This is a genomic window from Micromonospora sp. NBC_00898, from assembly GCF_045207895.1.
Taxonomy (GTDB): Bacteria; Actinomycetota; Actinomycetes; order Mycobacteriales; family Micromonosporaceae; genus Micromonospora.
Genome location: NZ_CP108775.1, coordinates 6,396,399 through 6,407,802, shown reverse-complemented (window position 1 = coordinate 6,407,802; position 11,404 = coordinate 6,396,399). Strand labels below are relative to the sequence as shown.

Annotated in this window: 13 protein-coding genes and 4 pseudogenes; 4 read left to right on the top strand and 13 right to left on the bottom strand. The window is 75.2% G+C overall.

Annotated features, from left to right (window positions below):
- Positions 1 to 3 precede the first annotated feature (3 nt).
- The 3 genes and pseudogenes from OG799_RS31155 to OG799_RS31145 form a co-directional block, all read left to right on the top strand.
- Positions 4 to 474 (top strand): hypothetical protein, encoded by a 471-nt coding sequence (locus OG799_RS31155; RefSeq protein ID WP_406040234.1) that lies wholly within the window; start codon positions 4 to 6, stop codon positions 472 to 474.
- Positions 475 to 526: 52 nt separating this feature from the next.
- Positions 527 to 1,114: pseudogene (locus OG799_RS31150) on the top strand (ATPase); the annotation flags it as partial.
- A 150-nt stretch (positions 1,115 to 1,264) separates the two neighbouring features.
- Positions 1,265 to 2,830: pseudogene (locus tag OG799_RS31145) on the top strand (AAA family ATPase); the annotation flags it as partial.
- Between the two features lie 309 nt (positions 2,831 to 3,139).
- On the opposite strand, the gene OG799_RS31140 reads toward OG799_RS31145, so the two are convergent.
- The 12 genes and pseudogenes from OG799_RS31140 to OG799_RS31085 all read right to left on the bottom strand — a co-directional run bounded on the left by OG799_RS31140 (position 3,140) and on the right by OG799_RS31085 (position 10,372).
- Positions 3,140 to 3,526: a gas vesicle protein K gene (locus OG799_RS31140; protein WP_406040232.1), complete on the bottom strand. Its 387-nt coding sequence runs from the start codon at positions 3,524 to 3,526 to the stop codon at positions 3,140 to 3,142.
- A complete protein-coding gene (locus OG799_RS31135) occupies positions 3,523 to 3,786 on the bottom strand; it encodes a gas vesicle protein (RefSeq protein ID WP_406040230.1) in 264 nt (87 codons plus the stop codon). Before OG799_RS31135 ends, OG799_RS31140 begins: the two co-directional genes overlap by 4 nt.
- Positions 3,777 to 4,637: a GvpL/GvpF family gas vesicle protein gene (locus OG799_RS31130; protein WP_406040228.1), complete on the bottom strand. Its 861-nt coding sequence runs from the start codon at positions 4,635 to 4,637 to the stop codon at positions 3,777 to 3,779. Before OG799_RS31130 ends, OG799_RS31135 begins: the two co-directional genes overlap by 10 nt.
- A gap of 151 nt (positions 4,638 to 4,788) precedes the next feature.
- Positions 4,789 to 4,983, bottom strand: a pseudogene (gvpJ, locus tag OG799_RS31125) (gas vesicle protein GvpJ); the annotation flags it as partial.
- 7 nt (positions 4,984 to 4,990) lie between these two features.
- A complete protein-coding gene (locus OG799_RS31120) occupies positions 4,991 to 5,347 on the bottom strand; it encodes a gas vesicle protein (RefSeq protein WP_406040226.1) in 357 nt (118 codons plus the stop codon).
- Between the two features lies 1 nt (position 5,348).
- Positions 5,349 to 5,690, bottom strand: coding sequence for a gas vesicle protein GvpG (locus OG799_RS31115; protein WP_406040224.1), 342 nt, complete (start codon positions 5,688 to 5,690; stop codon positions 5,349 to 5,351).
- Positions 5,691 to 5,694: 4 nt separating this feature from the next.
- Positions 5,695 to 6,471: a GvpL/GvpF family gas vesicle protein gene (locus tag OG799_RS31110; protein ID WP_406040222.1), complete on the bottom strand. Its 777-nt coding sequence runs from the start codon at positions 6,469 to 6,471 to the stop codon at positions 5,695 to 5,697.
- Between the two features lie 214 nt (positions 6,472 to 6,685).
- Positions 6,686 to 6,835: pseudogene (gene gvpJ, locus OG799_RS31105) on the bottom strand (gas vesicle protein GvpJ); the annotation flags it as partial.
- Positions 6,836 to 6,909: 74 nt separating this feature from the next.
- A complete protein-coding gene (locus tag OG799_RS31100) occupies positions 6,910 to 8,124 on the bottom strand; it encodes an SRPBCC family protein (RefSeq protein WP_406040220.1) in 1,215 nt (404 codons plus the stop codon).
- 1 nt (position 8,125) lies between these two features.
- Positions 8,126 to 8,608, bottom strand: a complete 483-nt coding sequence (locus OG799_RS31095) for a hypothetical protein (RefSeq protein ID WP_406040218.1) — start codon at positions 8,606 to 8,608, stop codon at positions 8,126 to 8,128.
- Positions 8,609 to 8,896: 288 nt separating this feature from the next.
- Positions 8,897 to 9,406, bottom strand: coding sequence for a GNAT family N-acetyltransferase (locus OG799_RS31090; RefSeq protein ID WP_406040216.1), 510 nt, complete (start codon positions 9,404 to 9,406; stop codon positions 8,897 to 8,899).
- Positions 9,407 to 9,535: 129 nt separating this feature from the next.
- The gene (locus OG799_RS31085; protein ID WP_406040214.1) at positions 9,536 to 10,372 is read right to left on the bottom strand and encodes a hypothetical protein; all 837 of its coding nucleotides are present in this window, start codon (positions 10,370 to 10,372) and stop codon (positions 9,536 to 9,538) included.
- A gap of 275 nt (positions 10,373 to 10,647) precedes the next feature.
- On the opposite strand from OG799_RS31085, the gene OG799_RS31080 reads away from it, so the two are divergent.
- Positions 10,648 to 10,860: a hypothetical protein gene (locus OG799_RS31080; protein ID WP_406040212.1), complete on the top strand. Its 213-nt coding sequence runs from the start codon at positions 10,648 to 10,650 to the stop codon at positions 10,858 to 10,860.
- A 5-nt stretch (positions 10,861 to 10,865) separates the two neighbouring features.
- Here the strand turns inward: OG799_RS31080 and OG799_RS31075 are convergent, their stop codons facing one another.
- Entirely contained in the window at positions 10,866 to 11,303 is a 438-nt protein-coding gene (locus OG799_RS31075; protein ID WP_406040210.1) for a DUF3263 domain-containing protein, read from the bottom strand.
- Positions 11,304 to 11,404: the final 101 nt, after the last annotated feature.

Genomic DNA, 11,404 nt, shown 5'->3' with positions numbered 1-11,404 from the left:
GTGATGAGAGGTGACCTGGACGAGACACTGGCCCGGCTGGCCCGCCGCGAGGAGGCGCTGCGGCGCCGCGCGGGTGGCCCGGACGAGGAGGCCGCCGGGGAGGAGCCCACGGCGGCCGGGTCACCCCGGGACGGGCACGGCGCGTACCGGCTGCGGGGCGCGAGCCGGCCGGTGGACCGGGACCCGGTGGAGGAGGTGGCCGAGGCCGTCCGCCAGGTGGTCGCCGAGCATCCCGGCCTGATCGTCACCCTGCGGGTGGAGCACGACGGGCAGGCGTACCCGCTGCGGGTCTCCTGGGCCGGGCCGGACGTGACGGTCGGCGGGGAGGCGACGGTCGCGCCACCGCCGGTCTGGCCGATGTCGGTGAAGACCGTGCCGGCCCCCGGCCAGGACGGGCTGAGCACCGACCCGGCGGCCCGGCTGGCCGAGATGATCCGGCGCGACCCGTCGCTGCTGGAGGACGGGCCGCTCTGACGCCCGCGCACCGCCCGGCGGGGGTGTGGTGCCGGCGGCTACTGTCGGGCGGGTGGCGGCACCCGACCTGATCCTCACCGCGAGCCTCCGGCCGGCGGCGCTGGACGCCCGCCGCGGCGTCGTCCGGCTGCACCCCGAGGTGCTGACCGCGCTGGCGCTGCGCCCCGGTGACCCGGTCCGGCTGGCCGGCCGGCGGGTCACCGCCGGCATCGCCGCGCCGGCCGACCGGGCCGCGAGCACCGCCCTGCTGTACGCCGACGACCTGCTGCTGGGCAACCTCGGCGTCCGGGACGGCGGGCAGGTGACGCTGAGCCCGCTGCCGGTGACCCCGGCCCGTCGGGTCACCCTGACCGGCCCGGTGGAGATCGTCGCCGCGGTCTCCCCGGAGATGCTGCGCCTCGCCCTGCTCGGCAAGGTGGTGACCGCCGGGGACGACGTCTCGCTGCTGCCGCAGGACGTGCTCCCCGACGCCTCGGTCCGCAGCCTGGTCGAGGCGGCCCGGCGCAGCCTGGCCAACACCGTCGGCTACGCCTGGACCAGCACCCTGCTCACCGTGACCGCCGTCGAGCCGGACGCCGGCGCGCTGGTCACCATGGACACCGTGGTCGGCTGGGAGCACGGCCCGGCGACGCGCGGCTCCGGACCGCTCGGGCAGGACCCGGCGGGCCGGCTCACCGACGCCACGACCGTCGGCGGTGGAGCGGCCCGCGGCCCGAGCGGGCGGGGCGGCGGGGCGGCAGGGACGTCCGGGGCGCCGGCCGGGACCGGCCCGGGGCTGGTCGAGCCGGAGGAGGCGCCGAGCGTCGACGAGCTGCCCGGGCTGCGGGCGCAGGCCGAGGAGCTGACCGAGCTGCTCGACCTCGGCTTCCACCACCGCGAGGTGCTCGGCCGGCTGGGCACCACCGTCTCGCTCGGCGTACTGGTCAGCGGGCCGGCCGGGTCCGGCAAGGCGGCGCTGGTCCGCGCGGTCGCCGCCCGGGTCCGGGCCCGGGTCTGCCCGATCTGGGCGCCGGAGGTGGCCGCGCTGAGCAACGACGCGGCGGCCCGCCGGCTGCGCGAGGCCGCCGCGGCGGTACGCGACGACGCCGCAGCCGTCCTGCTGGTCACCGACGTGGAGGCGCTCGCCCCGGCCGACGACCCCGGGCCGGTGGCGACGGTGTTCCGGCAGGTGCTCGCCGAGACCGTCCGGGCCGGCGCGGCGGTGGTCTGCACCACCGGCCGGCCGGAGGCGGTGGACCCGGCGCTGCGCGCCCCGGACCTGCTCTCCCTGCGGATCACCGTGCCGCTGCCCGACCAGGCGCTGCGCCGGGAGCAGCTCACCGTGCTGACCCGGCAGGTGCCGCTGGCCGAGGACGTCCGGCTGGACGAGGTGGCGGGGCGTACCCCGGGGTTCGTCGCGGCGGACCTGGCGGCGCTGGTCCGGGAGGCGGGGGTGCGCGCCGCGCTGCGGCAGAAGGCGGCCGAGACGCCGACGGTGGCGATGGCCGACTTCACCGCCGCGCTGGAGGTGGTCCGGCCGACCACGATGGCCGCGTCCACCCTGGAGCTGGCCTCGGTCACCCTCGACGACGTGGGCGGCCTGCACGAGGTCAAGGAGACACTGACCGAGTCGGTGCTCTGGCCGCTGACCTACCCGGACACGTTCGCCCGGCTGGGCGTGACGCCGCCGCGTGGAGTGCTGCTCTACGGGCCGCCGGGCTGCGGAAAGACGTACCTGGTCACCGCGCTGGCCGGGTCGGGTCGGGCGAACGTGCTGTCGGTGAAGGGCGCGGAGCTGCTGTCCAAGTGGGTCGGCGAGAGCGAACGCGCGGTCCGGGAGCTGTTCCGCCGGGCCCGCGAGGCCGCGCCGACGCTGATCTTCCTGGACGAGGTGGACGCGCTCGCCCCGGTCCGCGGCCAGGCCACCGACGGCGGTACGACGGACCGGGTGGTCGCCGCCCTGCTCACCGAGCTGGACGGGGTGGAGTCGCTGCGCAACGTGGTGGTGGTCGGCGCGACCAACCGGCCGGACCTGGTCGACCCGGCGCTGCTCCGTCCGGGGCGGCTGGAACGGCTGGTCTACGTGCCGCCGCCGGACGGACCGGCCCGGGCGGAGATCCTCCGGGCCGCGTCCCGTAACGTGCCGCTCGCCCCGGACGTGGACCTGGCCGGGCTGGGCGACGAGCTGGCCGGCTTCTCGGCGGCCGACTGCGCCGCCCTGGTCCGCGAGGCGGCACTGGCCGCGATGCGCGAGTCGCTGACCGCCGCCACGGTCGCCGCCGCCCACGTGTCGGCCGCGCGGGCCCGCGTCCGCCCGTCGCTGGACCCGGCCCAGGTGGCCTGGCTGGCCGCGTACGCCGAGCAGCGGGCCGGCTGATGCCTCGCCCCGGGACGGCGTCTCTCGCGATGCCGCTCACGAGACTGTTCGCCGGAGGCGATATGCCTGAGAGGCATAAACATGACTCTCAGGCATATCACTCGCGGCCAGGCGGCCGCCTGCGCCCTGCGGCGCCGCCAGCGTCAGGGACGGGTCCGACGTACGGTGCTCCTGATCGCCGCGTCGATGCGCATCAGCAGGCCGCCGATGAGGAAGTCGCCGGGTTCGCGCGCGTCGTCATCAATCGAAACTGGTTCCTCGGGTACGGCGGCAGTGTAGGCAGCGGTTTCCGCTGTGGCTGCCCCGCCGTCAGTCCGTCGGCAGCAGCGGGCCGAGCGGGCCGAGGTCGAGGTTGAGGTCCTCGGGCGACAGCCCGAAGTACTCGCGGAGCTGGGTCATCTGCTCCTCCAGCGCCATCAGCGTGGCGCCGACCCGTTCGATCTGGGCCTCGGTCAGGTCGCCGAGGTCGACCCGGCGCAGCGCCTGCCGTTCCATCAGCTGCCGCAGCAGCTCGATGACGGTGAGCACCAGGCTGGCCAGGCCGCGCTCGACCGAGTCGGAGTCCACGGCGAGCCGCCGGTCCAGCGGGCGGACCCTTGGCGCCTCCCACCGCGGCTCCCCCAGCGCCGCCGCCAGGTCGGCCGCCCCGTCCCGCCTCGGCTCGTCCCGATTCGGGCCGCGGCCGGGGGCGGTCATTCCGCCTCCAGGACAGGGCCGAGGGCCGCCGCCGGAACGGCGTCCGTCGCGGGCAGATCGGGCGGGGCGAGCGCACCGACCGAGGCGACCAGGGCCCGCAGCGAGATCCGGACCAGGTCGATGTCGGCGATCGCCAGGGTGATGTCCCCGGTGATCACCACGCCGGTGGCGAGCACCCGGTCGAGCAGGTCGACGAGCGCCACCGGCCGGTAGGCCAGCGGGTCGTCGGCGCTGCTCGGGGAGAGTGAGGTCACCGCCATGCGGGCCCCCGCGCCGGCTCCCGGACCGGGCGCGCCGGCTCGGCCGACGGTTCCGCCACGAAGGAGTACGGCGGCCACGGGCCGGTCAGCTCCAGCCGCAGCTCCGGGTGCCGGTCCGCGAGTTCCCCGACGAGCGCGGAGAAGCCGTCCAGCGCCGTCCGGTCGATCAGGTACGCCCCGTTCAGCACCATCGCGGTGGCCGCGCCGGAGAGCCGCCGGTCCTGCGGGGCGTGCCGGCGGGCGGCGACCGCGTACCCGGCGAGTGCGGTGTGGATGGTGGCGGCGGCGTCGGCGGCGATCCGCTGCCCCTCCTCGCGGGCGGTGAGCTGGGCCCGCCGCCGCCGCAGGTACGCCGCACCGGCCCCGCCGCCACCGGCGGCCTCCGCCGTGCGGGGCTGCGCGCCGGGAACGACGTACCCCTTGACGCCCCACTCCTCGCGGTCGGTGAGCCGGGCCAGGGTGGCGGACAGCTCGTCGCGCCGCTCGGTGAGCACCCGCGCCACCCGGTCGTCGTCGCGGTGCACCGTGGCGAGCCGGGCCGGCACCACCGCGCCGGCTCGCGCCAGGGCGTCGACCACCGTGTGGTGGGTCCGCGCGGCCCGCTCCAGCCAGCCCAGGTCCTCCAGGTTGCGGCGCAGCGCCGCCTCGCCGTACTCGACCAGCGGGGCGGCGCTGACCACGGCGGTCAGGCCGGCGGCCCGGACCGCGCGGACCGGGGCGCCGTCCATCCCGGCGATCCCGGCGAGCGTGGCCGGGTCGACGTCGGCGGTCACGCCGTGCAGCCACACGCCCGTGCCGGTCTCCGGGGCGCCGTCCAGCGGCGTGGTCTCAGTCTCAGCGGTCGTGCTCATCCCGCTCCCTCCGCTCGGCCCGGGCGGCCACCCTCGGCCGTCGGGACGCCTCCACCTCCTCCGGGTCGCGCGGCCCCGGCTCGACCGGCGGGCGGGCCCGCGAGCTGAGCCACGGGTCGTGCTCCCACCAGTCGATGCCGATCTGCCGCGCGGTGTCCACCGAGGCGATGACCAGCCGCAGCTTCAGCGTCAGCAGCTCGATGTCGAGCAGGCTGACCCGGATGTCACCGGCGATGACGATGCCCCGGTCGAGCACCCGTTCGAGGATGTCGCCGAGGTTCGCCGGTTCGTGCCCGGCCGGCAGGACCTGGCCGGAGTTCTGCACCACCGAGGGTGGTCGCGGCATCGTCATCTCAGCCCCCGTCCCCCTTGCCGCGCTGGTACCGGCGGGTCCGCCGGTAGCCGAGCAGGCTGCCCGTCATGTCCAGCTCCACCTCGTAGAGGCCGAGCAGGTCGGTCGAGGCCGGGATCCGGTGGTCCTCGACCACCTCCACCCCGACCAGCCAGCCGTCGTCGGTGGGCTGGATCGAGGTGATGCCGAGCGGGTCCTTGCCGGTCAGCCCGACGATCTGGCGCAGCCCCTCCCGGGCCGCCTCCGCGGCCGACACCTCCTCGTACTGCTCCTCGCCGGCGTACCGGTCGTCGTCGCGGGCACCCCGGTCGCGCCGGCGCTCCCGATCGCCCTCGCCACGGACGCGTGTTGTTGTCATGTCAGTCCCCTCGCCCGCGGTGCTGGCCGCCCCGTCGAACGGCCGTCCGTCGTCGGCCGGTCTCCCGGGCCGGCGACGGCCGGCCGGCGGCGTCGGAACGGGTACGCCCCGCGCCGCCGGCCGGTGTGGTCAGCCGGTCCAGGACCTGCTGCTGTCCCCGGTCCCGCTCCTGCGGCGTGATGTCGCCGACCTCCGCCGCCTGGTCCAGTTCCTCCAGCTCGTGCCGGATGTTGACCGGGTTGTACTGCCGCGACTCCGCCTCCCGGTCGATCACCTTGACCACCGCGGTCAGCCCCCGCACCGGGGCGTACGGCAGGGTCAGCAGGCTCCAGAGGATGTCCATGTCCTCACTCCACCAACTGGTGTGCGCTGACGAGGTCGTACGGGGCGAGCGGGCCCAGCAGCCGCATCCGGATCAGGTCCCGCCGCTGCTCGGCGAAATCCTCCACCGCCCGGACGAAGTCCTCCTCGTCGTCGGTCGCGACCAGGAAGGCGACGTTCATCGCGTCCAGTTCGCTGCTCGGCGGGCGCGGTGCATGGGCCACCGCGTGCGGGGTGAGCGCGTCGATGAGCGCCCGGTTCTCCGCCTCGCGGCGCAGCTCCACCCCCTGGCTGATCATCTCGCCGAGCCGGATCCGCTGTTCGCGGGTCTCCGCCTCCGGCCGGCCGCGCACCTGGTCGGCGAGCGCGGCGGCGGCGGCGTTCTCGGCGAGGAAGTCGCTGATCGTCTCCTCCTCGTCGAAGCGGCCGTGCACCGTGTACTGCATCCGGTCCTCGAACTCGTCGAGGGCGGCGGCGAACCGGTCGTGGTGCGCCGCCAGCAGGTCCTCGACCGCGTCCGGCCCGGTCACCACCGTGCCGAACCGGACCGGCAGCACCGGCGCGACGGCCGCCGTCCCGTCCAGCAGCGTCTGGTACGCGGTCAGGTCGGCCGGCCGGCCCATCGGCTCCTCCAGTCCGACCTCGCTGACCAGCGCGGCCAGGTCGCCGTGCGGAACGGCGGTCACCTCGCCCGGCGGATTGCCGACCCCTTCCGCGTCCGGGGTCGGCTCCACGTCGGACGGCACGATGCCGTAGATGAACAGCCCGACCTCGCCGGCCGGCTGCGTCTGCTCGTCGGTCATCTCAACGCTCCTCGTCCCGGCGTCGGCGTGGCCGCTCCCGCTCCCGCTCGCGCTCGCGGCCGCGGTCGCTGAGCGAGTCCGCCACCGCGCCGCTGATCTCCTGGGCCGCCTTCCCGAGACCGGAGATCGCCTTGCCCTTGGTCGCCGCCCCGGCCGCGTCCCCGACCAGGTCGGGCAGCCCCTTCTGGTTCTTCGGGGTGATGCTCAGCCGGTCGACCGCCTCGGCGAACCGGAGGTACGTCTCGACGCTGGCGATCACGATCCGGGCGTTGATCTCCAGGAGCTGGATGCCGACCACGGCGACCGAGACCTGCGCGTCGATCACCACGCCCTTGTCCAGCACCGTCTCCACCACGTCGGCCAGGGTGCCCCCGGCACCACCGCCGGTGCCGCGTTCCAGGGCGCCACCGGCCTCGCTGCCGGTCGTCGTCGCGATCGTCATTCGCCACGCTCCTCACGCCGGCGGCGGACCACCGGACGGCGCGGCGGCTCCGGGGCACGTCGGGCCGCCGGGCGGGGGCGCTGCGGCTCCTCGCGCGGCTCCCGCTCCTCCCGCGGCTGCTGACGGCGGGCCCGCTCGGGCTGCCGGCGACGCGGCGGCGGCTGCTCCTGCTCGGGCTCCTCCTCCTCGTCGTACCCCTCGTCGTAGTCCTCGCCATCGTCGTAGGCGTCGTACTCCTCCTCCTCGGGCGGACGGCGGCGCTGCGGCGGACGACGGCGGCCGCGCTCGGCGGGTCGGCGCTCCTCGCGCTCCTCCTCGGCCTCCTCGGCCCGGCCCTGCTCCTCCCGGCCGGGCTCCTCCCGCTCGCGCTGCTGCTCCTGCTCCTCCTGCAGCGCGGTCTCGTGGTCCTTGACCACCTGGGAGTCCTCGATCTCGCCACGCCAGCCCTCGACCGAATCCGGGTCGAGCACGGTCTGGGTCATCACGTGCCGGACGAAATGCTTCAGCTCCAGCCGGACGCGTCGGCCCTGGGCCCGCCAGAGATTGCCGGTGTGCTCGAAGAGCCCCTGCGGGTGGTACTCCAGGACGACCAGGATCCGGGTGAGGTCCGGGCCGACCTCGTGGAAGCTGACGGTGCCGTCGACCGAGCCCTTCTCGCCCTTCGACCGCCAGTGGATCAGCCGATCCGGGATCTGCCGGACGACCTGCGACTCCCAGCTGCGGTGCGACCAGAAGACCTGCGCCTTCCAGGTGGACTTCCCGTCGTCCTGGGCGTCGGCGCTCTCGACCTTCTTCATGAAGCTCGGGAAGTCGCCGAACTGGGTCCACTGGTTGTACGCGACCCGGACCGGCACGCCGACCTCGATGGTCTCGACGATGTTGGTGACCTTGAGCTTCTTCTTGCCCTTACCGCCCTTGCCGCCGCCTCCGCCCAAGGCCGACATCAGCTTCTCCTTACCGCCGGCCAGGCCGGCATGGAACATGGCCTTCATCGGGGAGTGCCCCTCGGCCAGCTTCTGTGCGCCGGTGGCGGCGGCGACCAGGCCGGGGCCGCCGCCGGACTTCGCGTACTCGCTGAGCCGGCCGGTGGCGCCGGTGAGCCGTTCGGTCACCACCTGGACCGCCCGCTCGCCGATCGCGGTCGCCAGGTTGCGCAGCTCCCCGCCGAGCTGGTCGCGTGCCTTGTCCGCGAGGTTCCTATTGGCCGCCATGTCACCGCCCCCGCTGCCGACGCGCCGCGACCGGCTGCTCGTCGCGGTCGGAGTCGTCCCGGTCGGAGTCGTCGTCGTAGTCGTCTACCGCCTCGGGCTGGTCGTCGAGCTCCTGCTCCTCGTCGGGCGCCGACCGAACCTCCGCGGCGGCGTCGGCGTCCGGCCGGTCCCCGCCGGACTTCCGCCGTAGCGCGTCCGCGCTGCCGCGCAGCTTGCCGCTGAGGGCGTCGATGCCGCTGCCGGCGGCGGCCGTCGCCGCCGCCTTGCCGGCGGTGGCCAGGGGTGCGCCCAGCTTGGAGAGGTTGCCCAGCTGGGGGCTGGTGTTCAGCAGGTTCATGCCGTACTTCAACAGCCCGCCGGGGTTCTGGCTGGCCCGACCGGCGGCCACCGCGGCGGCCAGGGTCAGGGCGGTACGCAGCTTCCTACGGCGGCCCAGGAGGTACCCGAAGCCCACCGCCAGCGCGACCCGTGCTCCGCTCTTCATCAGCTCTCCTTCGCTCCCCGGGGACGTCGACGCCGTTCGTGGGGGCAGGCCGGAAAAGAGCTCCGGGGAGTAGCGCGAAATGGGCCTGCGACCGGGCATCCCGTATTAGCGGACCCGGCCGGCAGTACCCGTGGGCCTAACCGCGAAACATTTCCCCGCAATTCTCGGGGCCTGCGTCACAGCGCATTCGGATACCGGTCCCGAGGGAGAACAAAGAGTCGCAAAACGGTCAGCAGTGCCGCGCCGAACAGCGAGTAGGCAAACCTTGCCGCAAGGCAAGCAAACGCATCAGAGGGCCGGTAGGGCGGAATCCAGACACATTTCCGCGCGCACCTTGCCGGCGTCCTCGCGCAATTTCGCGCCGCATTTCCTGAGGACCGATATCGCGCCGGCGTTGTCCGCGGTCGTCTCGGCCACCACCGTGTGCATGCCGGCCGCCGCGGCCGCGTTCAGCAGCTCGCGCAGCGCCGACGCGCCGAGGCCCTGCCCCCGGGCCGAGCGCCCCAGCCACATCCCCGTCTCCACGGTGCCGGGCTGGTCGCAGCGGGTCATCCGGACCAACCCCACCACCTCGCCGCCGGCCAGGATGGCGTACATCCGGGTGCGGGTGGGGCCGTCCAGGCCGCCGAAGCTGGCCCGGTGGAAGTCGCGGAACGCCTCACGGCGGACGAGCGACCAGCCCGCCGGGGCGTCCACCGGGGGCATCACGTCGTCCGGATCCGCCTCGGCGGCCGCTACGGAGAGCAACGGCTCCAGGTTCCGCTCGTCCACCGGCTCAAGCCGTACCGCACCCGCCACGTGCCGCAGTCTGCCGTCCGTACCGGCCGCAGTCCACCCCTTTGGGCGGGGACTGCCGGTCCGGCGGAAGGTACCGGCCGGTCGGACCGCCTCCGTGTTCCGCCTCACGCTCAGTTGTCAGCCGTCGGCTCAGTCCGTCGGGTCGAACTCGCAGAACATCACCGAGGCGTCGTCGGTCCGCTTGTGCCGGCGCAACCGGTCCGGGTGATCGCGCTCGGCGGCCCGAACCCGCCCGATCAACCCCTCCGGCCCCTCGGCGGCCGTCACGTCCAGCAACCCCGCCCAGTCGAAGAGGCCGAACTGCTCGACCGCGCAGGACGCGCCGTCGCTGAGCAGCGCCGCCCGGTGCAGCGCCCCCGGCCCGCGCAGCGGCAGCGTCCCGGTCACCGCGTGGTACGCCGCGTCCGGGTCGGCGGCCGCCACCCAGTAGCCGTGCGTCCGGTTCATCCGCTCCCGCTGCGCCAGCACCGCGTGCCGGAACCGGGTCATCGGGTCGGCCCCGCCCGCGGGCAGCCCGGCGGCGGTGTCGCGCAGCTCCGCCATGGCGGTGTCCAGCCGCTCGTCGGAGACCACGCTCACCTGCCCGCCGGTGTCCAGCACCAGCGGGCTGTCACAGAGCACCAGGTAGTCCACCTGGTCGCCGCCCTCCCGCAGCAGGCAGACCGTGGACGACGGGGTGCCCGGGTGGTCCAGGTCGCAGTCGCCGCCGTGGTCGGCGCGGACCGCCAGGATGGCCGCCGCGAGGCTGCTCATCAGGGTCGCCGCCGGGCGGGCCGCGAGCGCCAGGCCCATCCGGGCAGCCAGGTGCCGGACGTACCAGCCGGGCCCGTGCACGCACCCGGTCTCGAAGCCCTCCGGCACGGTCGCCCCGTCCAGGAGCCCGACCAGCGGGCCGAACCGGAAGACCACATCCTCGTTCTCCAGCCGGCCGGGGGCCGGGTCGGACGCGGACCGTACCCGCATCATCGGTGCCGCCCCGATCGGCCGCGCCGGCCGGCTCCCGGTCGGATACCGGCGATCTGGTGCCCCCATCCGTGCGCTCCCTCCGTCGCCGACCCGCCTACCCGGGCCGACGGACGCCATGCGGACGGCGACCGGAAGCTACTCCGGCAACTCACCGGTACGCCCCGCTCGCCGCCGGTAGCGTCAGGTGCGGTCGGCCTCCCGGGGCCGCCACTCTAGCGGCACCGGCGCGGCGTGCGGTCGTGCCCGGGAGCCGTCGGCCGCGACAGGGGGATCGCATGTTGGAACGGTTGCACGAGTCGGGGATCAAGGCCGAGCACGCCTACCTGGCCGGGTTTGTGAGCATCGGGCTCTCCTTCACCAGCTGGTTCCTCTCCAAGAACCTGGAGCGCGCGGGCGTCGCCCGGGCGGACCGCTGGGGCATCTTCATCGGAGAGTGGGCGCCGACCTTCTTCGCCATCGGCAACGGGCTGCGCACGTACGAAAAATGAGCCGGTCAGCGACGCCGGTTGCGTGCCCGTGAGGAGCGCAACCGGCGCAGCCGGCCGATCAGCACCGGCTCGGCGGCCAGCGCGGCCGGGTGGTCGAGCAACGCGTTGAGCAGCTGGTAGTAGCGGGTCGCGGAGAGCCCGAAGGTGTCCCGGATGGCCTGCTCCTTGGCCCCGGCGTGCTTCCACCACTGCTGCTCGAAGGCGAGGATCCGGCGTTCCCGCTCGGTCAGCCCGTCCGCCGGCCCGGCCTGCGCCGCCGGTCCGTCCGCGGGCTCGCCCTCGGCCGCCCCGGCGCGCTGCTCGGGCTCCGTCGCCGCCGGATCCGCCTCGACGGCCGGCGCGGCACGCGGCGGGGGAACCGCCACACCGCCCGGCCGGTGCTCGACGTCGACGCCGGACGGCTCGGGCCGGTCGGTGGCGGCCGCGGAGGCGTCGGCGGGCATGGCGCTCCTCGGGAGGGCGGGGCCGGCGCTGCGGCGCCGACCGGGGGGACCCAAGCCTAACCAGGGCCCGCCCCGGTCGCATCGGACGCGGCGTCCGCGCC